The following is a 21045-nucleotide window of genomic DNA, read 5'->3' on the forward strand; positions in this document are numbered from 1 at the left end:
CTGTACCATCCGCCAGACCGTGATGTGCCGTCAACTCACCGCATATGACGCCGATTCCGTCATGTCTCCACGATCTTCCTTAAGCGAACCTGAAACCGTGGCGCACCTCACACACGACGGCGCCCCGTCCCCTCACCGAGGGAACGGGGCGCCGGGCGGAGCGTGAGATTCCGGAGGTCAGCGGGCCGAGCGGTTGACCGCCGAGATGACCGCCTTCAGGGACGCGCGGGTGGTGTTGGCGTCGATGCCGATGCCCCACAGGACGCGTCCGTCGATGGCGCACTCGATGTACGAGGCGGCCTGCGCGGAGGCGCCCTCGCTCATGGTGTGCTCCTGGTAGTCCAGCAGGCGGGCGTCCACGCCGATCGACTGCAGGGCGTCGAAGAAGGCGGAGATCGGGCCGTTGCCGGAGCCGGTCAGGACGGTGTCGACGCCGTCGACGACCGCCTCGACGCGCAGCGTGTCGGTGCCGTCGGTGTCCGAGGTGGACTGGCCGGAGCGCAGCTGGATGCGCCCCCAGGCGTTGTCCGGGTTGGGCAGGTACTCGTCCTGGAAGACGGACCAGATCTGCGCCGGCGTGACCTCGCCGCCCTCGGCGTCGGTCTTGGCCTGGATGATCCGGGAGAACTCGATCTGCATCCGGCGGGGCAGGTCCAGCTTGTGGTCGTTCTTCAGGACGTACGCGATGCCGCCCTTGCCGGACTGCGAGTTGACGCGGATGACGGCCTCGTAGGAACGGCCGACGTCCTTGGGGTCGATGGGCAGGTACGGGACGGCCCACTCGATGTCGTCGACGGTCTTGCCCTGGGCGGCCGCGTCGGCCTCCATCGCGTCGAAGCCCTTCTTGATGGCGTCCTGGTGGGAGCCGGAGAAGGCGGTGTAGACCAGGTCGCCCGCGTAGGGGTGGCGCGGGTGGACCTCCATCTGGTTGCAGTACTCGCTGGTGCGGCGGATCTCGTCGATCTGCGAGAAGTCGATCTGCGGGTCGACGCCCTGGCTGAACAGGTTCATGCCCAGGGTGACCAGGTCGACGTTGCCGGTCCGCTCGCCCTGGCCGAACAGGCAGCCCTCGATGCGGTCGGCGCCGGCCATCAGGGCCAGCTCGGCGGCGGCGACGGCGGTGCCGCGGTCGTTGTGCGGGTGCACGGACAGGCAGATGTACTCGCGGCGGGTCAGGTTGCGGGACATCCACTCGAAGCGGTCCGCGTGCGTGGACGGCGTCGAACGCTCCACGGTGGCGGGCAGGTTGAGGATGATCTCGCGGCCGGGGCCGGGCTGCCACACGTCGCAGACCGCCTCGCAGACCTCCAGGGCGAAGTCCAGCTCGGTGTCGGTGAAGATCTCCGGGCTGTACTGGTAGCCGAAGGTCGTCTCCGGCCCCAGCAGCTTCTCGGCGTACTCCATCACCAGGCGGGTGCCGTCGACGGCGATCTGCTTGATGTCGTCCTTGGAGCCGCGGAAGACGACCCGGCGGAAGGTCGGTGCGGTGGCGTTGTACAGGTGGACGGTGGCGCGCTTGGCGCCGACCAGGGACTCCACGGTCCGCTCGATCAGGTCCTCGCGGGCCTGGGTCAGGACGGAGATGGTGACGTCGTCCGGGATCGCGCCCTCTTCGATGATGGAGCGGACGAAGGCGAAGTCGGTCTCGCCGGAGGACGGGAAGCCGACCTCGATCTCCTTGTAGCCCAGGCGTACCAGCAGGTCGAACATCTCGCGCTTGCGGGCGGGCGACATCGGGTCGATCAGGGCCTGGTTGCCGTCGCGCAGGTCGGTCGACAGCCAGCGGGGCGCCTTGGTGATCCGCTGCTCGGGCCAGGTGCGGTCGGGGATCTCGACGGCCTCGTACCGGCCGTACTTGTGGATCGGCATCCCGGACGGCTTCTGGGTGTGCGTCGCGTTGGTGACCGGCGTCGGGCGGCTGACGAAGGGCGACTGAGACATTGCGTAGGGCTCCTCGGGGGTGTCCTTGGAAGGGACGGCCGACTGTCGAACGCAACACCGAAACCCGCGGGGAGGGGGTCGGCCTACGACTACAGGCCCTCGCCGCGGCAGCTAAGGAGAAGCAGCCCGAAACGCATGATGTTCGTCACCATAGCCCAGGCTCCGGGAAGGCGGACGTCCCGTTCCAGTATGCGGGACGACGCCGGCGTCAAGCCCGGATGGTGACCCATCACTCCATTTCGCCAATCCCCGTCACACCTCGTGACAGAGCCGTCGCGCAGTGCCACCTTTGCGGGCATGACCTCCGTCTTCTGCACGATCGTCCCGCCCCACATCCTCGACAAGCTGGCCCAGGACGGCCGCGAGTCCGCCGCCCGCACCCTGCAGGCCGACTCCGCCCTCCGCACCCGCCGCCGGGTGACCGCCCTGCGGTTCACGCCGTCGCCGTCCGTGCCCACCGGCACCCCCCAGCGCACCGTCTACGACGCCGAGAACACCGAGACCCTGCCCGGGCGCAAGGTCCGCGGCGAGGGCGACGGCCCCGTCGGGGACGCGACCGTCAACCGCGCCCACGCCGGCCTCGGCGCCACCTTCGACCTCTTCCTGCAGGTCTACGGCCGGGACTCGATGGACGGGACCGGTCTGCCCCTGGACGCGACCGTCCACTACGGCGTGGACTACGCCAACGCCTTCTGGGACGGCACCCAGATGGTCTTCGGCGACGGCGACGGCGACCTCTTCCTCGACTTCACCCTCCCGGTCGACGTCATCGGCCACGAACTCGCCCACGGCTTCACCCAGCACACCGCGAACCTGGAGTACTACGGCCAGTCCGGTGCGCTCAACGAGTCCGTCTCCGACGTCTTCGGCGCGCTGGTCAAGCAGTACGCCCTCGGCCAGAGCGCCGCCGAGGCGGACTGGCTGATCGGCGCCGGGCTGCTCGGCCCGGGCGTCGACCGGGGCGTGGCGCTGCGCTCGATGAAGGAGCCGGGGACCGCGTACGACGACGACGTCCTCGGCAAGGACCCGCAGCCCGGCCACATGGACGACTACGTGCGCACCAGCCGGGACAACGGCGGCGTCCACATCAACTCCGGCATCCCCAACCGCGCCTTCCACCTGCTGGCGACCGAGCTGGGCGGCAACGCCTGGGAGCGGGCCGGGCAGATCTGGTACGACGTCATGACGGGCGACGCGCTGACCCCGGAGACGCAGTTCACCGAGTTCGCGGCGGCGACCGTGGCGGCGGCGAAGGCCCGGTACGGCGACGCGGTGGAGCTCCAGGCCGTCGCCAAGGCGTGGACGGCCGTGGGTGTGCCGGTCGACTGAGCGGGCTGATAGACAGGGCCCATGCGGATTCGAGTGCGGCGCACGGGTGGTTTCGCGGGCATCGAGCGGTCGGCGGAGGTGGAGGTCTCGGGCCCCGAGTGGGAGTCCCTGGCCTCCGCCGTCCTCACCGACCCGGAGGCCGTCCGGGTGGTCCCGGACGGCTTCGCGTACGAGATCACGGTCGACGGCCGGACCGTGCGGTGCGCGGACCCGCACCTCACGGACGCCCAGCGGACCCTCGTGACGAGGGTCCTCGAGGAAGGCGCCTGACCTACCGCCCGAACAGGCGGCTCCAGAACCCGCCGCGGGGCGCGGGCGCGGGTTCCGGCCGGGGCTCCCGGACCTCCAGGGACCACGCGCCCTCCCCGCGGACGACCGCCACGAGGACGGGCCCCTCGGGCAGCACGCGGGCGTCCTCGTACGGCTTCCGGTAGGCGCTCGCGAGGACGTCCGGGGAGGGGGCGGGGGCGTCGGGGCGGCGCGGCCGGTGGCCGTCGACCCGCAGGTCGCCGTTCTTGTCCGGGGCGAACCGGGCGGCGAGTTCGGCGGCGGGCCCGGTGTGGAGCAGCACCTGGGTGCCCCGTCCGGTGGCGCCCGCGCCGAGCGCCCGCGCGCCGCTCACCGGCCGGACCACGATCACCCAGTCGTCGTGCTCCCCGCAGTCGACGCGGAAGCGCAGCGGATAGAGGTTGTCGCACCACATCGTCCGCTGCTCGAACCGCCCGGGCGTGTCCGCGCCGCCGAGGGCGACGGCCTCGCGGCCGTTCCAGTCGATGGAGTGCAGGTCGAACCAGCCGGTGCCGGTCCGGGCGAACTCGACCAGGACGTAGCCGGGCGGCGGCTTCTCCTCCATGGCGAAGCGGGCGTCGCCCCGGCCGGTGTACACGAGGGTGTCGAACGTGCCGCCGAGGGCCGCGGCGGCCTCGGCCGTCCCGGGCGCGGGGGCCGGCGCGGCGGCGATCAGCTCCGCCCACGGCCCGGCGTCCGCCGCGTCGACCCGGCGCGGGGGCAGCGCCGGCAGCGGGGCACCGGCACCGGGTCCCTTGCCGAGGCCCGCGCCGGACCCCGTACCCGTACCCGGGCCCGCGCCGGACCCCGTACCCGGGCCCGCGCCGGAGCCCGTATCCGGGCCCGCCGTCTTGCCGACGTGCGGGAGGGCGGCCGGGACCGGGGGTTCCTCCCCCTTGCTGATCTGCGTCACGGCGTCATGCTGGCACGCCGGTTCAGGGCACGTCCACGGTCGGGCGAGAAGGGTCAGAAGCCCAGGCGGCGCAGCTGCTTCGGGTCGCGCTGCCAGTCCTTGGCGACCTTGACGTGCAGGTCGAGGAAGACCGGGGTGCCGAGAAGGGCCTCGATGTGCTTGCGGGACTTCATCCCGACCTCCTTCAGGCGGCTGCCCTTGGGGCCGATGATGATGCCCTTCTGGCTGGGGCGCTCGATGTACACGTTGGCGTGGATGTCGAGCAGCGGCCGGTCGGCGGGGCGGCCCTCGCGGGGGATCATCTCCTCGACCACGACCGCGATGGAGTGCGGCAGCTCGTCGCGTACGCCTTCGAGCGCGGCCTCGCGGATCAGCTCGGCGACCATGACCTGCTCCGGCTCGTCCGTGAGGTCGCCCTCCGGGTAGAGCGGCGGGGACTTCGGCAGCAGCGGGATGAGCAGGTCGGCGACGAGCTGGACCTGCTTGTCGCCGACGGCGGAGACCGGCACGATCTCGGCCCACTCGATGCCGAGCTCGCGGCCGAGCTGGTCGACGGCGATCAGCTGCTCGGCGAGGGTCTTGGAGTCGACCAGGTCGGTCTTGGTGACGATGGCGACCTTGGGGGTCTTCTTGATCTCGGCGAGCTCCTTGGCGATGAAGCGGTCGCCGGGGCCGAGCTTCTGGTCGGCGGGCAGGCAGAAGCCGATCACGTCGACCTCGGCCCAGGTGGTGCGGACGACGTCGTTGAGCCGCTCGCCGAGGAGGGTGCGCGGCTTGTGGAGGCCGGGGGTGTCGACCAGGATCAGCTGCGCGTCCGGCCGGTGCACGATGCCGCGCACGGTGTGCCGGGTGGTCTGGGGCCGGTTGGAGGTGATCGCCACCTTCTGGCCGACCAGAGCGTTCGTGAGGGTGGACTTGCCCGCGTTGGGGCGCCCGACGAAGCAGGCGAAGCCCGCCCGGTGGGGGGCGGTGTTCTCGACGGTCTCTTCACTGCGCACGCTCATGGGGGCCATTGTCCCCGATGAGCGGGCGCCCCACGTACATCAGTGCCCCGGCCGGGTCCGGCGGCGCCGGATCCGCCACCCGGCGAGGCCGCCGGCGGCGCCCAGGAACAGCACCGCGGCGAGCAGCCAGGGCAGGGCGAGGAAGCCGACGCCGGCGCTCGCCCGGACGTCCTTCGCGGTGGCGACGAGGGTGAGCTCGCCCCAGTCGAGCTGCGGCGAGCCGATCCACCGCTCGGTCAGCCGGATCCGCTGCCGGGGCAGCAGTTCGGACGGCACCTGGGCGAGGTCGCGGTCGAGCAGGGTGCGGCCGAAGAGCCCCTCGGCGGTGAGGACGACCTTGGGGTCGAGGGTGACGTTGCCGCGGTTGTGGAGGGTGTACGTGAGGACGGCGGTGGAGTCCCGGGTGCCGGGGACGACCGGCCGGTCCTGCTCCAGGGTGACGTCCTCGACGGCGAGTGCGGGCACGGCCGGGCCGTTGACCCGTAGGTAGACCCGGGCGCCGACGGCCCGCTGGACGCCCATGGCGACGGCGCCGCCACCGGGGGTGATCCGCTCGTCGAGGGCGACGACGGCGCCGGGGTGGTCGCCGGGGTCGGCGTCGGCGGGGACGGTGAGGGTGAAGGGGACGGTGGCGGAGGAGCGGGCGGGGACGGTGACCGTGGTGCGCGCGGGCCTGATCCAGGCGCCGGTGCCGGTCTGCCGCTCGGTGAGGGTGCGCAGGGCGAAGCCGCCGTCGCGCTCGGTGTTGTAGGCGTCGGCGCCGTACAGCCGGAAGGTGAGCGGGGCGGCGGTCTTGTTGGCGACGGTGACGCGGTCGCGCAGGGTGGTGCCGGGGTCGGCGGTGAGGAAGAAGTACGGGCGTTCGCCGAGGCGGGCGGCGGCCGGATACACGGCCCATTCGCCGTTGTCGGCGGCCTGGGCGGCCGGGGCCCCGAGGAGCAGCAGGGCGGCGCTCAGGAGGAGGGCGTACAGCTTGCGTCGCACGGTGCGGAACCCCCGGGTGCGGTGGAGGGGACGGGAGGGGCGGCCCGGGGGCCGGCCGGGGTGTGCGCCCGGCCGGCCCTTCGGTCGCGGTCAGGACAGCGTCAGCGTCAGGACGCCCGCGTAGCTGCCGGGGGCGGTGAACGCCGGGACGTCCAGCGAGAGCCGGGCGTCGAGGGTGAACTCGCCGCCGGTGAGGGTGCCGTTCGCCGTGGAGGCGAGGGTGGCTCCGGCGCCGACGGGTCCGGCGGAGCCGGCCGCGCAGGCGCTGGGGCTGCCCGGCTTGGCGGCGCAGGCGGGGGTCCAGCTGAGCCGGTCCGCGCCGATGGCGCCGCCGGGTCCGGTGAAGTCGGTGACCTTGCCGGTGACGGTCCAGCCCGCGGGGCCGCCGCGGAAGTCCTTGACCGTCACGGTGCGGAGGTCGCCGGTGGCGGCGCCGCCGGTGCCGAAGTCGACCGCGGAGAGCGCGACGGCGTCTCCGGCCTGGGTCATGGACAGCTCGCCCGCGGTGACCGAGGCGGTGATCTTCTGGCTGTTCGGCGGGGTCGGGGTGTCGTCGACGACCTGGTACGCGACCGGGCCGGCGCCCTTGTCGGCGTCCCAGGTGCCGCCCTCGTAGGCCACGATCCCGGTGGTGGCGGGGTCGTTCACCTTGAGGCGGGCGGTGAAGCCGCCGGCGCTGTCGGTGGTGACGGTCATCCGGTCGGCGGTCTCGGCGGCTCCGGCCCGGGCGGCGACGGTCACCTGGCTGAGCGGGGTGAACCTGGCGCCGGTGACGGTGACGCGGACGCCGGGGGCGCCGGAGGTGGCGCCGAGTTCGAGGGTCCGCTCGTTGGGCACGGTCTGGTCGCCGGCCCGGACCGTCTCGGAGACGGGGGCGGGCGGGCTGAGGACGGTGCAGGGGGTGTCCAGCTCCATGATGTAGCTGGTGTGGATGTTGTAGTCGCCCGGCGAGAGGGTGATCGTGCCGGGGGCGGTGACCGTGAAGCTGCCGGTCATGGAGAAGCCGGGGAAGGTGCCCTTGCCGGGGACCGGCGGGTTCTTCTTGGGGCCGGTGACGCTGACCGTGCCGGTCTGGGCGCCGCCGAGGACGACCTTGCCGGTGGGGGTGAGGATGTCGGCCGGGAGCGCGAGGTCCACCGGGTTCGACGCGGCCGGCTTGGTGATCGAGTAGGTCACGGCGACGGTGTCGCCGACCTCGGGGCTGGCGTTGTCGACCGAGATCACGGCGGTGGTGACGCCCTCGATGGGCGGGATGCCGGCGATGGGCGGCGGGACGCAGCGGGTGGGGAATTCCACCGACTGCCCGGTGCCGGAGGCGTGCGCCGGGGCGGCGAGCGCGCCGCCGGCCGCGAACGCGAGGGCGGTGACGCCGAGGACGGCGGTCCAGCGCCGTCTTCGGGCCGCCGCCCGGGTTCGGGTGAATGCCATGGGTGTGCCCCCTCCTGAGGGTCGAGAGGGCGCCATTGACGGCGGCGGGGCGAGAGAAGTCAAGAACGACGGACCCCTTCGACTGATGACCCATCAGATCCTGTCAAGATCCGCTGGTGGAGGGGCCGTTGCCGCCGGCCGGCGGGCACGCCGGGGACCGGCGCCGCGCGGGGCGGCACCGGTCGGGACGAGCGGGTGCGGACCGGAATCGGGACCGGGGTCAGCTGATGACGAACGGGCCCGGGGACTGCGACGTGACCGCGTCGCAGTTCACCGTGACGCCGAAGATGACCAGCTTGAGGGCGACGCCGGCGAAGTACGAGTCGAGCCTGTCGCCGGTCACCACGTTCGCGGCGGTCAGCGGGCCGAGCTTGGCGGCCCCGCCGGCCGGGATCGCCGGGTTCTTCTTTCCGGTGAAGACCCGGTCGGGACCCGTGGTGTTGTCCAGGACCAGCGTGGAACTGATCGTGTCCGCGCCGACCGCGATCGGGGTGGTGACGGGGGCGTTGATCGAGACCTGGGCCGTGGTCCCGGAGTGGGTCATGGTGAGCGTGGCGGTGCCGCCGCCCCAGGAGCCGCAGTCGTACGACGCCGTGACCGAGCCCGGCGAGACGGCCGCGGAGGCCGTGGGGGCGAAGGCGAGCGAGGCCGCGGCGAGGCCCGCGGCGAGCGTTCCGGCCGCCCCCCAGGTGCTTCTTCTCATGACGGGTTCGTACCCCTTCCGTTGACGGACGCAGGGGTGCGGGCACTGCGTGGAATGACGGAGATCTGACGGTCCGTCGGACCTTCCGCCGCCTATTGACGCGCAGACACCCGGGGAAGGCAAGAGAAGGCACGGAGATCCTTCACGAACGCGCAAGGGCCCGGCCGGCGGCCGGACCCCGCACGCGGGAAGCGCTCCGCTCAGCCCGCCGTGACGGCCGACCGCAGCTGCCCGTCCGGCCCCGCGAGCAGCACCGGCGTCTCCGGACCGCCCAGGTCCCGCACGGCCGCCCGGTCCTCGTCGGACGCGGCCTCCGCGGCGGACACCACGGCCGCCGCCTCCAGCGACCGCGCCCCGCTCGCCACCGCCATCGCCACGGCCGTCCGCAGGGCGCTCAGCTTCAGCGACTCCAGCTCCACCGTGCCCGCCACGTAGGTGCGGCCGGTCTCGTCCCGTACGGCCGCCCCCTCCGGCACGCCGTTGCGGGCGCGGGCGCTGCGCGCCAGCGTGATGATCTTCAGGTCCTCGGCGCCGAGGTCGCCGTGCTCACTGCTGAGTGTCATGGACCGAGCATAGGTCGGGGCGCCCGGTCAGCCCGCCAGCGGGTACAGGGCCCCCCGCCGCCCCTCCGGCGACACCAGCCACTCCAGCTTCTCGGCCGTCCCCGCCTCCGGCAGCGGCGTGTGCAGCACGATCACCAGGTCGGGCCGGGCCGGCACCCTCAGCTGGGTGGCCTCCACGACCAGGAGACCGGCCACCGGGTGGTCCATCTCCTTGCGGTTCTGGCCGCCGGGCAGGATGTCCCGCCGCTCCCACAGCTCCGCGAACTCGGCGCTCGCCGCCTTCGCCTCCTCGACCACCGCCCGGAAGCCCTCGTCGTCCGGGCACTCCGAGCACGCCGACCGGAACTGCGCCACCACCTTCGGCGCCAGCTCCTCCCAGCCGCGCATCCGCCCCCGGTAGCTCTCGTCGGTGAAGAAGTCGATCAGGCAGTTGCGGTGCACGTCCGGCCGCAGCCCGAAGACGGCCGCCGCCGCCTCGTTGAACATCACGATGTTCCAGTACGCGTCCATGATGTGCGCCGGGAACGGCATCCACGCCTCGATCAGCCGCCGCAGCCCGTCGCACATCCCCCGGTCCTCCGGGGCCGGTTCGAGGGCCGGCGGGTTCAGCGCCGCCAGGACGTACAGATGGCGGCGCTCGGCCGGGCTCAGCCGCAGCACCCGCGCCACCGAGTCCAGGACCTGCGGCGAGACGGTGATGTCCCGCCCCTGCTCCAGCCACTGGTACCAGCTGACCCCGACGCCCGCGAGGACGGCGACCTCCTCGCGGCGCAGGCCGGGCGTGCGCCGCCTGCCGCCGCCGTCCGGCAGGCCCGCCTCGGCCGGGGTCACCCGGGCCCGGCGGCTCATCAGGAACTCGCGCAGCTCGGCCAGCCGGTGCGCCTTGGCACCGCCGCTCTCCACCGCTGTCACCACGTGTGCTTCCTCCCCCGGTCGCCTGGTGGTGCGACCAACAGGATAAGTTCCCGCTACCCGGCGATGTTCCCGGCCGGTGAGAGTCGTGGGCATGGCAACCGTGACCTCCGCCCCCGACACCCCCGGCACCGCGCCGGCTCCCCCGGCCCTCACCGGCCGCTCCCGGCTCGTCCTCTTCGTGCTGTGCGCCGCCCAGTTCATCGTGGCGCTCGACTTCTCCGTCCTCAACGTCGCACTGCCCGTCCTCGGCGCCGACCTCGGCCTCGACCCGTCCGCCCTCCAGTGGGCCGTCACCGCCTTCGCCCTCCCCTCCGGCGGCTTCCTGCTGCTCTTCGGGCGGATCGGCGACCTCTACGGCCGCAAGCGGCTCTTCCTCGGCGGCCTCGGCCTCTTCGCCGCCGCCTCCGTGCTCGCGACCGTCGCCTGGGACCCGGCGTCCTTCCTCGCCGGCCGCGCCCTCCAGGGCGTCGGCGCCGCCGCGATCGTGCCCACCGGCATGTCCCTGCTCACCACGTCCTTCCCGGAGGGGCCGCTGCGCGACCGGGCGCTCGGCATCTCCGGCACCCTGATGTCGCTGGGCTTCACCGTCGGCATGGTCCTCGGCGGCGTCATGACCGACACCCTGGGCTGGCGCTCCACCATGGGCCTGCTCGCCGTCATCACGCTGATCGTGCTGCCGCTCGCGCCGGGCCTGCTCACCGAGTCCCGCACCCCCGACCGGCCCCGGCTCGACGTGCCCGGCGCGGTCACCGTCACCGGCGGCCTGCTCGCCCTCATCTACGCCCTGACGACCGCCGCCGAACGCGGCTTCGGCGGCACCGACGTGCTCGTCGCCCTGGCCGCCGGACTGCTCCTGCTGACCGCCTTCGTCGTCGTCGAGTCCCGCCACCCGGCGCCGCTGGTCTCGCTGCCGATGCTCCGCCGGCGCACGGTCGCCTTCGGCAACCTCGGCGGCCTCGTCACCTTCTCGATGATGTCGACGATCGTCTTCGTCCTGACGCTCTACCTCCAGTCGACGCTGGGCCTCTCGGCCTTCGCGACCGGCGTCGTCTTCGGGATCCAGGGCCTGTTCTCGGTCCTCGCCGGGACGCTCACGCCCAAGGTCGTCGGACGGATCGGCGCCCGCCGCACCCTCGTCGTCTCGCTCGCCGGACAGGCGGTCCTCACGGCGGCGCTGCTCGGCATCGGCGAGCGCTCCGGCGCGGTCGTGGCGACCGTCGCGGTCACCCTCGCCTCGATGTTCCACCTCGGCGCGATCATCTCGTACGGCCTCACGGTCACCTCGGGCGTCCGCGACGAGGAGCAGGGCCTGGCGACCGGGCTCGTCACCACCACCCAGCAGGTCGGCCTCACCGTCGGCATCCCGATGCTCGGCGTCCTCGCCACCACCGGCGGCGGCCTGTACGAAGGGGTGCGCACCGTCGTCGCTGTGGACGCGGCGATCGTGCTCGGCGCGGCGGTGCTGGTCGCCCTCGGTCTGCGCCGCGCGCGGTGAGCTACGGCCGGTCGAGCCGGAGCCGTACCGCCTTCGGCAGACCGGCGACGACCAGGTCGTACGAGTCCTCGATGAGCTCCCGGACCATCCGGTCCGGGAGCCCGGCCACCTCGACGGTGTTCCAGTGGCGCTTGTTCATGTGGTAGCCGGGGGTGATCGCCGGGTACTCCTCGCGGAGCCGTACGGCGTCCTCCGGGTCGCACTTGAGGTTGACCCGCAGCGGCTCGGCGTCGAGCCAGGAGAGCGCGAAGAGCTTCCCCGCCACCTTGAAGACGGAGACGTCGGGGCCGAAGGGGAACTCCTCGGTCGCGTCGTTGAACTCCAGGCAGAAGGCGCGCAGCCGCTCCGGGGTCACGCCCGCTCCTCCCCCGCCGCCGCGGCCGGGGCGACCGGCTCGACGAGCACGGTGACGATCTTGTTCCGGCGGCCGGCCGACGCCTCGGCGGTCAGCTTCAGCTCCCGCCCGTCCGGCAGGGCGACGACGGCCGTGGCGCCGGAGATCGGGACCCGGCCGAGGGCCTTGGCGAGCAGTCCGCCGACGGTCTCCACGTCCTCGTCGTCGAACTCGTCCGGGCCGAAGCCGTACAGCTCGCCCAGGTCGCCGATGTCGAGGCGGGCGGTCACCCGGTGGCGGTCGTCGCCGAGCTCCTGGACCGGCGGCAGCTCCCGGTCGTACTCGTCGGTGATCTCGCCGACGATCTCCTCCAGGATGTCCTCGATGGTGACGATGCCGGCCGTGCCGCCGTACTCGTCGATGACGACGGCGACGTGGTTGCGCTCCCGCTGCATCTCGCGCAGCAGGTCGCCGGCGTTCTTGGTGTCGGGGACGAACGACGCGGCCCGCATCGCGGTGGAGACCAGGTCGGCCTCCGCGTCGCGGTTGATGTGCGTCTTGCGGGCCAGGTCCTTCAGGTACACGATCCCGACGACGTCGTCCTCGTTCTCCCCCGTCACCGGGATCCGGGAGAAGCCGGAGCGCAGCGCGAGGGTGAGCGCCTGCCGGACGGTCTTGTACCGCTCGATGGAGACCAGGTCGGTGCGCGGCACCATCACCTCGCGGACCAGGGTGTCGCCCAGCTCGAAGACCGAGTGCACCATCCGGCGCTCCTCGTCCTCGATCAGCGACTCCTGCTCGGCCAGGTCCACCAGCGCCCGCAGCTCGGCCTCGGAGGCGAAGGGGCCCTTGCGGAAGCCCTTGCCGGGGGTGAGCGCGTTGCCGATGAGGATCAGCAGCTGCGGGACCGGGCCCATGATCCGGGCCAGCGGGAGGAGGACGTACGCGGCGGCGGTCGCCGTGTTCAGCGGGTGCTGGCGGCCGATGGTGCGCGGCGAGACGCCGACCGCCACATAGCTGACCAGCACCATCACGGCGATCGCGACCAGCAGCGCCTCCCAGGTCTCCGGGAAGTACTCCAGGCAGGCGTACGTGACGAGGACGCCGGCCGCCATCTCGCAGGCGACGCGGACGAGCAGCGCCACGTTCAGGTAGCGGGTGGGGTCGGCGGCGACCTGGGAGAGCTTCCCGGCGCCGCGCCGTCCGGAGCGGACGGCCTCGGCGGCGCGGAAGCTGGAGACGCGGGCGAGTCCGGCCTCGGCGCAGGCGGCGAGCCAGGCGACGACGACCAGGGCGACCGCGCCGAGGATCAGCTGGATGCTCATCGGGCGCGCGGGTTAGTTGACGGTCGGCGCGGGGGACGGGCCGGTGAGGCCCTTCTCGGCGCGCCAGCCGTCGACGATCGCCGCCTGGAGGCCGAACATCTCGGCCTTCTCGTCGGGCTCCTCGTGGTCGTAGCCGAGCAGGTGGAGGACGCCGTGGACGGTGAGGAGCTGCAGCTCCTCGTCCATGGAGTGCTTGGTCGGGGCGTCCTCGCCCTGCTTCTTGGCGACCTCGGGGCAGAGCACGATGTCGCCGAGGAGCCCCTGCGGGGGCTCCTCGTCGTCCTTGGCCGGCGGGCGGAGCTCGTCCATCGGGAAGGACATGACGTCCGTCGGTCCGGGGAGGTCCATCCACTGGATGTGGAGCTGCTCCATCGCCTCCGCGTCCACCACGATCACCGACAGCTCGGACAGCGGGTGGATGCGCATGCGGCCGAGGGCGTAGCGGGCGATGTCGAGGATCGCCTGCTCGTCGACCTCGGTGCCGGACTCGTTGTTGACGTCGATCGACATGTGCGGTGCTCTTCTACTTCCCGTTGCGGCCGGTGCGCTGCTCGTTGGCGCTGTCGTACTTCTCGTACGCGTCGACGATACGGCCGACGAGCCTGTGCCGGACGACATCCTGCGACGTGAGGGTCGAGAAGTGCACATCGGGGACGCCGTCGAGGATGTCCCGGACCTGCCGCAGGCCGCTCTTCACGCCGCCGGGGAGGTCGACCTGGGTGATGTCGCCGGTGATGACGATCTTCGAGTCGAAGCCGAGGCGGGTGAGGAACATCTTCATCTGCTCGGGGTTCGTGTTCTGCGCCTCGTCGAGGATGATGAACGCGTCGTTGAGGGTGTTGTGCGTCAGCAGGTAGTCCTGCGTGACGTACAGCGAGTCCTCGGCCGCGACCTGGATGCAGACGGTCTCCTCGCGCCCTGCGGGCTCGATGGAGTCGATGAACCGCATCGGACGACCGCCGCCGCCCGCCGCGTGGTACGCGTCCCGCTTGCGGGCGAGCCGGAAGGGCTCGATGCCTTCGGGGAGGCGGATGTCGACGACGTGGGAGTCGTGGCGGTGCTTGCCCAGGGCCGTCCCCTGAGGGCGCCCTTCGGCGGCGCGGCGCCTGGTGTAGGCGACACCGCCGAGCGACTGGACCAGGGCGATCACGTCGTCGCGGAGCGCGATCGAGGCGGTCGAGTACTGGATCCGGCAGGTGCGGTCCTTCTGCGTGACCGGACCGCCGTCGGAGTCGAGGAGGCCCTGGAGCACTGCGAGGCGGACCTCGGCGGTGTTCTGCAGGTAGTCATCGGGAACGAACTTGGAATGGGACCGGGTGCCGAGGAGGTCGAGCTGCCGGAGGACCCTCGTCACGGGGTTCTCGAGGGTGATGACATCGCCGGGGGCCGAGACGCGGTTCAGAACGTAGTCAGGACCGCCCTTCGCCCGGACCGAGACCCCGGGCAGCACGGCTTCCAGCTCCTTCGCCAGCTCGGGGTCCTCCGTGGAGAACGTCGGCGTGGTGGAACCGGTCAAGCAGCCGTCCCCGAGCAGCAGCCCCAGCGCGTACGGGTCCATCGGGACCTCGCGCTCGGGCATCGCCACCGGCGCGGTGAGCAGCGGGAGCTCGTACCGGCGGGCGTGCGCGGCCCGCAGGTTGCCGATCATGTCCTGGGTCTCCAGGACCCGCCACGGCTTGTTCCGGCGCGCGTCGTCACGCGTCCTGACTGTCCACAGGTGCTCGCCGCAGCACAGCGTCCAGGAGCCGTCCTGGGCGGAGACCCGGTAGATGTCCCGCTCGCCCTGCGGGTAGACGCCGAGGACAGGGGTGGGTTCGCCGTTGGAGCCGATGACGAGGTCACCGACCTCAAGGGTCCCGATGGGGCGCCAGCCGTCCGGCGTCAGCACGTTCGTAAAGACGGGCTGGCTGCGCCCACGCATGTATGCCAGCGGCGCGACCTCGATCGTCCCGTTCGCCATCAGCTTGGGGATGGAGTCCGGGTCGAGCATGTCGTGCAGGGCGTCGTAGAGCGGCCGGAGGTACGGGTCGATCTTCTCGTACAGGGTGCCGGGGAGGAAGCCGAGGCGCTCGCCGGCCTCGACCGCCGGGCGGGTCAGGATGATCCGGGTGACCTGCTTGGACTGGAGGGCCTGGACGGCCTTGGCCATGGCCAGGTAGGTCTTGCCGGTGCCGGCGGGGCCGATGCCGAAGACGATCGTGTGCTTGTCGATCGCGTCGACGTAGCGCTTCTGGTTGAGCGTCTTGGGGCGGATGGTGCGGCCCCGGCTGGACAGGATGTTCTGGGTGAGCACCTCGGCCGGGGTCTCTTCGGCGCCTTCGCCGTTCTCGGTCGCCTTGAGCATGGCGATGGAGCGTTCCACTGCGTCCTCCGTCATCGGCTGTCCGGTGCGGAGCACCAGCATCATCTCGTCGAACAGGCGCTGGATGAGGGCGACTTCCCTGGCGTCGCCGACCGCGCTGACCTCGTTGCCCCGGACGTGGATGTCGACGTCCGGGAAGGCGTGTTCGATCACGCGGAGCAGGGAGTCGCCGGAACCGAGGACGGTCACCATGGGGTGCTTGGCGGGCACCGCGAAGTGGGCACGGGCCTCGCCCGGCGTTCCGTTGGGGGCTGTGGGTGTCTGCGTCATGGGCCGGCCCTCTGGCCTGCGCATACCTCCTGCTGCGGGGTTCTCGCTGCTCGACAACCTCTCGCCCCCAGCCTACGACCTGGCACCGGGGTGCCCGAAGCGGTTTACGGGACGGCGGCCCGGAAGCCGATGGTGGGCACGGCGCGGCGGGGCGGCCAGGGGCGCGCGGGGGCGGGGAGCAGCCCTTCGAGGAAGGCGTAGCGGGCGCGCAGCGCCTCCGGGTCCTGCCGGTCGTCGTGCTGGACGTGCTGCCACCAGGCGGCGACCTCGGTCCAGGTGGGGGCGGAGAGGGAGCCGCCGAACTCCTGGACGGAGAGGGCGGCGGTGAGGCCGGCGAAGGCGAGCCGGTCGGCGAGCGGCCAGTCGGCGAGGGTGCCGGTGACGAAGCCGGCCACGAAGACGTCGCCGGCGCCGGTGGGGTCGAGGGCCTCGACGCGGATGGCGGGCACCTCGGCGGTCTCGCCGGTGGCGCCGTCGACGGCGTAGGCGCCCTCGGAGCCGAGGGTGACGACGGCGTAGCGGACCTTGTCGGCCAGCGCGCGGGCGGCGGCGCGCGGGCAGTCGGTGCGGGTGTAGCGCATCGCCTCGGCGGCGTTGGGCAGGAACGCCTCGCAGTGCTCCAGGTCGGCCAGGGCCGCCAGGTCCCAGCGGCCGGTGTCGTCCCAGCCGACGTCGGCGAAGACCCGGGCGCCGTCGCGGGCGGCGCGCGCGACCCACTCCTCGGTGCGGCCGGGGGCGAGGGAGGCGACGGCGGCGCGGGCGAGCGGGGGGCGGACGGCGGGTCCGTCGGGTCCGGGCGCCTCGTGGCCGTGGGAGACCATGGTGCGCTCGCCCTCGTAGGCCATGGAGACGGTGACCGGGGAGTGCCAGCCGGGGACGGTGCGGGAGAGCGAGAGGTCGATGCCCTCGCCCTGTTCGAGGGCGTCCCAGCAGTACTCGCCGTAGTGGTCGTCGCCGAAGGCGGCGGCGAGGGAGGTGCGCAGGCCGAGGCGGGCGAGGGCGGTGGCCATGTTGGCGACGCCGCCGGGGCTGGAGCCCATGCCGCGGGCCCAGGACTCGGTGCCGCGGACGGGGGCGCTGTCGAGGCCGGTGAAGACGATGTCGAGGAAGACGGTGCCGGTGAGGAAGACGTCGCAGGCCGGGTCGGCGGCTTCGCGGACGGTCTCCAGCGGGTCGATGCCGGGCTCGGGGCGGGGCCGCGCGGGGGTCGTGCCGGGTTCGGGGCGGGCGCCGGGCCGTCCGGCGCGCCGGTCGCCGTCCGCCGCGGGGTCCGTCGCGGCGGGCCGCGTGTCCTCTCCGTACCGCTGTGCGCGCTGGTCTCCGCTGGCTGTGCTCACGGCGAAACTCCCCGGTCGTGGTGCGGCGGGATCGGCACCGGGTGCCGATCCGGACAGTGTGCCCGATGGGACCGGCGTGGCGGGGGTGACGCGGCGGATCGCCGGTCCCTACCCCGGATCACCCCGGCCAAACCGATGGTGTCCTGTCTCACAGGATGAATCGGGGGAGAGTGCCTTCTCCGCCCCTTCGGTCGCTTGATACACATGGTGCCGCGCCCCCGTGGATCACCGGGGCGCCGTCTCATCTCCCCGTTCGGTTCCTGGAACGCCCATGTCTGCGCGCCCGCGCGCCCGGGGGCCCCTCGCGGCCCTCGTCGCCCTCTTCACGGCCGGCTATCTCGCCCCGTACCTGCTGCCGACCGTCGTCGGCCGGCTCGCCTCCGGGCTCGGCCTGGGTCCGTCCCAGGCGGGGCTGACCGGTTCGGTGCTGCTGCTCGGCTCCGCCTCCGCCGGCTTCACGCTCGCCGCGCGGGTCGAGCGGATCGGCCCCCGCCGGGCCGCCCGCCTCGGTCTGCTCGCCATGGCGCTGGGGTACGGCTGCGCCGCCGCGGCCGACGGCCTGCCGCCGGTGGTCGCCGGGGTGGTCCTCGGCGGCTTCGGCTCCGGTACGGCGACGGCGGTGGCCGCCTCCGGGATCGCCGGGCAGCCGGATCCGCAGCGGGCGTCCACGCTGGGCCTGCTGTCGGTGTCGGCGGCGGCCGGGGCGCTCTATCTGACGCTGCCGCGGCTCGGCGGTGGCCACGCCCTGCCGCTGCTCGCGCTGGCGGGCGCGGCGGTCCTGGTGTGGCCGGTCACGGGCCGGCTGCCGGGTGCCCCGCGCGCGTGCCGGGGCGCCGCCGTCCCGGAGGCCTCCGGCCCGCTGCCGTACCGCCGGGCGGGCGCCGTGCTGGCCGGGTGCGTGCTGTGCTGGTCGCTCGCCCAGAACGCGCTCTGGGGCGTGAGCGGGCGGATCGGCACCGGCCAGGCCGGGCTGTCCGAGGTGACCGTCGGCGCGGTCTTCGCGGTGGCGCTCGGCGCGGGTCTCGCCGGGGTGACGGCGGCGGGGGCGCTGGGCTCGCGGCTGGGCCGGGCGGTGCCGATCGGCGCGGGCACGGCTCTGATCGCGGGCTGCGTGCTGCTCAGCGCCGCCGCGGACGGCCTCGGCGCCTTCGCGGCCGGCGAGATCCTCTGGAACGCGCTCTACCCGGTCGTCCTGTCCTATCTGCTCGGCCTCGCCGCCTCCCTCGACCCGCGCGGCCGGTGGGCGGTCCTCGTCGGCTCGGCGTCCTCGCTCGGCACGGCCTGCGGCCCGGTCACCGGCAGCGTCCTGTCGGAGACGGCCGGCTACCCCGGCATGGGCGCGGTCCTCGCGGGCCTGCTGCTGCTGGTGGCCGCCCCCATGGCCGCGGTGGCCCGGCACGCCTCCGGCCGTCCGCTGGTTCCCGGCTCGGTCCGCCGCCGCGGGGGCGCCGCGGCGGCGTACGTCGCGGGCGCGTCGCCGGCCCCGACGGCGCTCCTCCCCCAGGTCGGCGCCCCGGAGCAGCCCATCGCCCCGATCCCGCCGCCTCGGGCGGCTTCCCGGGCCCGTCAGAAGGTGTGGGCCTCCACCTCGGCGAGGTAGCGGGCGCGGCGCGGCTCGTCGTCGTCGAGGAACGCCGCTTCGAAGGAGTGCCGGGCCAGCACCCGCAGCTGCTCCGCGGTGAGGCCGAGCGCGTCGCGGACCCCGTCGTAGTTGTCGCCCGCGTAGCCGCCGAAGTAGGCGGGGTCGTCGGAGTTGACCGTCACCAGCAGCCCGGCGTCCAGCATCTCCCGCAGCGGGTGGTCGGCGAGCGTGTCGATCACCCGCAGCCGGACGTTCGACAGGGGGCACAGGGTCAGCGGGATCCGCTCGCGGACCAGCCGCTCGACCAGCTCCGGGTCCTCCATGCAGCGCAGCCCGTGGTCGATCCGCTCCACGCCGAGCACGTCCAGCGCCTCGCGGACGTACGCCGCCGGGCCCTCCTCGCCGGCGTGCGCGACCCGCCGCAGACCGAGCCGGGCGGCCTCCTCGTACACCGCCCGGAACTTGGCGGGCGGGTGCCCGACCTCGGCCGAGTCGAGGCCGACGCCGGTGATCCGGTCCAGGTACGGCTTCGCGGCCTCCAGGGTGGCGAGCGCCGACTCCTCGGACTCGTCGCGCAGGAAGCAGAGGATGAGCCGGGTGGAGATCCCGTACCGCTCCTCGGACCGGTCGAGGGAGGCGGTCAGTCCCTCGATCACGGTGCCGATCGGGACGCCCCGCGCGGTGTGGGCCTGCGGGTCGAAGAAGATCTCGGCGTGCCGGACGCCCTGCGCGGCGGCCCGCTCCAGGTAGGCGTCGGCGAGCGCGGTGAAGTCGTCGGCGGTGCGCAGGACCGCCATCAGCGCGTAGTAGAGGTCCAGGAACGACTGGAGGTCGCTGAACCGGTATGCCTCGCGGAGCGCGGCGGTGTCGGCGTACGGGAGGGTGACGCCGTTCCGTTCGGCGAGGGCGAAGGCCAGCTCGGGTTCGAGGGTGCCTTCGATGTGGAGGTGGAGTTCGGCCTTGGGGAGGACGGCGGGGTGGGGCATGGTCACGTTCGTTTCGGTACGGGGACCCGCAGGAGGTCCCGGGCGACGCTCAGCTCGCCGTCGAAGCCGGCGGCGCGGGCCTGCCGCTCGAACTCCGCCGGGTCGGAGTAGCGCTGCGAGAAGTGGGTGAGGACGAGGTGCCGGACGCCCGCGTCGCGGGCGACGGCGGCGGCCTGGCCGGCCGTGAGGTGGCCGTGGTCGCGGGCGAGCCGGACGTCCTCGTCGAGGAAGGTCGACTCGATGACGAGCAGGTCGGCGCCGTCGGCGAGGGCGTGCACGCCGTCGCAGAGCCGGGTGTCCATGACGAAGGCGAAGCGCTGGCCGCGCCGGACCTCGCTGACCTCGTCGAGGGTGACGCCGCCGAGGCGGCCCTCCCGCTGGAGCCGGCCCACGTCGGGGCCGGCGATGCCGTGCGCGGCGAGCCGCTCGGGCAGCAGCCGGCGCCCGTCGGGCTCGGTCAGCCGGTAGCCGAAGGACTCGACGGGGTGGGAGAGACGGCGGGCCTCCAGCGTGAAGGCGCCGGTGACGGCGACGACGCCGTCGTCCGCGACCGGGGCCTCGGTCAGCTCGACGGTCTCGCGGTAGGCGGTGGCGTACCGCAGCCGCTCGAAGAAGTGCTGCCCACTCGCCGGGTAGTGGGCGGTGACCTGGTGCGGGACCTGGTCGAGGTTGATCCGCTGGATCACCCCGGCCAGGCCCAGCGAGTGGTCGCCGTGGAAGTGCGTGACGCAGATCCGGTTCAGGTCGTGCGCGGCGACCCCGGCCCGCAGCATCTGCCGCTGGGTGCCCTCGCCGGGGTCGAAGAGCAGGCCGTGGCCGTCCCAGCGGAGCAGGTACCCGTTGTGGTTGCGGTGGCGGGTCGGGACCTGGCTGGCGGTGCCGAGGACGACCAGTTCGCGGACGGACACGTGCCTATCCGGGGGGCCAGTTGAGGCCGCGGCCGCCCAGCACGTGCGCGTGCGCGTGGAAGACGGTCTGGCCGGCGCCGGCACCGGTGTTGAAGGTGATGCGGTAGCCGCTGCCGTCGACCTTCTCCTGCGCGGCGACCTCGCCGGCCTCGCGCAGCACGTCGGCGGCGACGGTCGGCGCGGCGGCGGCGAGCGACGCGGCGTCCGGGTAGTGGAGCCGCGGGATGACGAGCACGTGGGTGGGCGCCTGCGGGTTGATGTCGCGGAAGGCCAGCGTGGTCTCGGTCTCGCGGACGAGGGTCGCCGGCACCTCCCCCGCCACGATCTTGCAGAACAGGCAGTCGCTCTGCGGCTCTCCGGCCATGCTCCGGGCCTCCT

The 21045-nt window shown here is 73.3% G+C and carries 20 protein-coding genes; 4 read left to right on the forward strand and 16 right to left on the reverse strand.

Features of this window, described 5'->3' with window-relative positions:
* Positions 1–177: 177 nt before the first annotated feature.
* Entirely contained in the window at positions 178–1941 is a 1764-nt protein-coding gene (gene leuA, locus ACFVQZ_RS29155) for a 2-isopropylmalate synthase (RefSeq protein ID WP_030494151.1), read from the reverse strand.
* Positions 1942–2238: 297 nt separating this feature from the next.
* On the opposite strand from leuA, the gene ACFVQZ_RS29160 reads away from it, so the two are divergent.
* Entirely contained in the window at positions 2239–3270 is a 1032-nt protein-coding gene (locus ACFVQZ_RS29160) for a M4 family metallopeptidase (protein WP_383627637.1), read from the forward strand.
* Between the two features lie 21 nt (positions 3271–3291).
* Positions 3292–3540: a protealysin inhibitor emfourin gene (locus tag ACFVQZ_RS29165; protein WP_030494149.1), complete on the forward strand. Its 249-nt coding sequence runs from the start codon at positions 3292–3294 to the stop codon at positions 3538–3540.
* A 1-nt stretch (position 3541) separates the two neighbouring features.
* Here ACFVQZ_RS29165 and ACFVQZ_RS29170 read toward each other — a convergent pair whose 3' ends face one another.
* From ACFVQZ_RS29170 to ACFVQZ_RS29200, 7 genes are all read right to left on the reverse strand, one after another.
* Positions 3542–4471 carry a hypothetical protein gene (locus tag ACFVQZ_RS29170; RefSeq protein ID WP_383627640.1) on the reverse strand — a complete coding sequence of 310 codons (930 nt, stop codon included), beginning with the start codon at positions 4469–4471 and terminating at the stop codon, positions 3542–3544.
* Between the two features lie 53 nt (positions 4472–4524).
* Positions 4525–5484 (reverse strand): GTPase Era, encoded by a 960-nt coding sequence (gene era, locus ACFVQZ_RS29175; protein WP_030494147.1) that lies wholly within the window; start codon positions 5482–5484, stop codon positions 4525–4527.
* A gap of 30 nt (positions 5485–5514) precedes the next feature.
* The gene (locus ACFVQZ_RS29180; RefSeq protein WP_383627644.1) at positions 5515–6459 is read right to left on the reverse strand and encodes a WxL protein peptidoglycan domain-containing protein; all 945 of its coding nucleotides are present in this window, start codon (positions 6457–6459) and stop codon (positions 5515–5517) included.
* A 90-nt stretch (positions 6460–6549) separates the two neighbouring features.
* Positions 6550–7887: a beta-xylosidase gene (locus ACFVQZ_RS29185; protein ID WP_383627647.1), complete on the reverse strand. Its 1338-nt coding sequence runs from the start codon at positions 7885–7887 to the stop codon at positions 6550–6552.
* A 220-nt stretch (positions 7888–8107) separates the two neighbouring features.
* On the reverse strand, positions 8108–8590 hold the full coding sequence (locus ACFVQZ_RS29190) for a hypothetical protein (RefSeq protein WP_030494144.1): 483 nt from the start codon (positions 8588–8590) through the stop codon (positions 8108–8110).
* Between the two features lie 200 nt (positions 8591–8790).
* Positions 8791–9153: a cytidine deaminase gene (locus ACFVQZ_RS29195; protein WP_030494143.1), complete on the reverse strand. Its 363-nt coding sequence runs from the start codon at positions 9151–9153 to the stop codon at positions 8791–8793.
* A gap of 27 nt (positions 9154–9180) precedes the next feature.
* Positions 9181–10068, reverse strand: coding sequence for a helix-turn-helix transcriptional regulator (locus ACFVQZ_RS29200; protein ID WP_383627650.1), 888 nt, complete (start codon positions 10066–10068; stop codon positions 9181–9183).
* A 91-nt stretch (positions 10069–10159) separates the two neighbouring features.
* On the opposite strand from ACFVQZ_RS29200, the gene ACFVQZ_RS29205 reads away from it, so the two are divergent.
* Positions 10160–11563, forward strand: coding sequence for an MFS transporter (locus ACFVQZ_RS29205; protein WP_383627653.1), 1404 nt, complete (start codon positions 10160–10162; stop codon positions 11561–11563).
* 1 nt (position 11564) lies between these two features.
* On the opposite strand, the gene ACFVQZ_RS29210 is transcribed toward ACFVQZ_RS29205, so the two are convergent.
* The 5 genes from ACFVQZ_RS29210 to ACFVQZ_RS29230 form a co-directional block, all read right to left on the reverse strand.
* Positions 11565–11918 carry an MmcQ/YjbR family DNA-binding protein gene (locus tag ACFVQZ_RS29210; protein WP_383627656.1) on the reverse strand — a complete coding sequence of 118 codons (354 nt, stop codon included), beginning with the start codon at positions 11916–11918 and terminating at the stop codon, positions 11565–11567.
* A complete protein-coding gene (locus ACFVQZ_RS29215) occupies positions 11915–13222 on the reverse strand; it encodes a hemolysin family protein (RefSeq protein ID WP_030494139.1) in 1308 nt (435 codons plus the stop codon). Before ACFVQZ_RS29215 ends, ACFVQZ_RS29210 begins: the two co-directional genes overlap by 4 nt.
* 12 nt (positions 13223–13234) lie before the next feature.
* Positions 13235–13732: an rRNA maturation RNase YbeY gene (gene ybeY, locus ACFVQZ_RS29220; protein ID WP_030494138.1), complete on the reverse strand. Its 498-nt coding sequence runs from the start codon at positions 13730–13732 to the stop codon at positions 13235–13237.
* A gap of 13 nt (positions 13733–13745) precedes the next feature.
* On the reverse strand, positions 13746–15854 hold the full coding sequence (locus ACFVQZ_RS29225) for a PhoH family protein (protein WP_383627660.1): 2109 nt from the start codon (positions 15852–15854) through the stop codon (positions 13746–13748).
* Between the two features lie 104 nt (positions 15855–15958).
* Positions 15959–17032 (reverse strand): PfkB family carbohydrate kinase, encoded by a 1074-nt coding sequence (locus ACFVQZ_RS29230; RefSeq protein ID WP_030494136.1) that lies wholly within the window; start codon positions 17030–17032, stop codon positions 15959–15961.
* Between the two features lie 430 nt (positions 17033–17462).
* Here ACFVQZ_RS29230 and ACFVQZ_RS29235 point away from each other — a divergent pair, with 430 nt between their 5' ends.
* A complete protein-coding gene (locus ACFVQZ_RS29235; RefSeq protein WP_383627663.1) occupies positions 17463–18791 on the forward strand; it encodes an MFS transporter in 1329 nt (442 codons plus the stop codon).
* Here the strand turns inward: ACFVQZ_RS29235 and ACFVQZ_RS29240 are convergent.
* Genes ACFVQZ_RS29240 through ACFVQZ_RS29250 form a run of 3 tightly spaced genes read right to left on the reverse strand, consistent with a single transcriptional unit; the run spans position 18758 to position 21031 of the window.
* Entirely contained in the window at positions 18758–19759 is a 1002-nt protein-coding gene (locus tag ACFVQZ_RS29240) for an adenosine deaminase (protein ID WP_383627721.1), read from the reverse strand. The two genes, ACFVQZ_RS29235 and ACFVQZ_RS29240, sit on opposite strands and share 34 nt — an antisense overlap.
* A gap of 2 nt (positions 19760–19761) precedes the next feature.
* On the reverse strand, positions 19762–20667 hold the full coding sequence (locus tag ACFVQZ_RS29245) for a ribonuclease Z (RefSeq protein ID WP_383627666.1): 906 nt from the start codon (positions 20665–20667) through the stop codon (positions 19762–19764).
* A 4-nt stretch (positions 20668–20671) separates the two neighbouring features.
* A complete protein-coding gene (locus tag ACFVQZ_RS29250; protein ID WP_030494132.1) occupies positions 20672–21031 on the reverse strand; it encodes a histidine triad nucleotide-binding protein in 360 nt (119 codons plus the stop codon).
* Positions 21032–21045: the final 14 nt, after the last annotated feature.

Source organism: Streptomyces sp. NPDC057854, assembly GCF_042797055.1.
Taxonomy (GTDB): domain Bacteria; phylum Actinomycetota; class Actinomycetes; order Streptomycetales; family Streptomycetaceae; genus Streptomyces.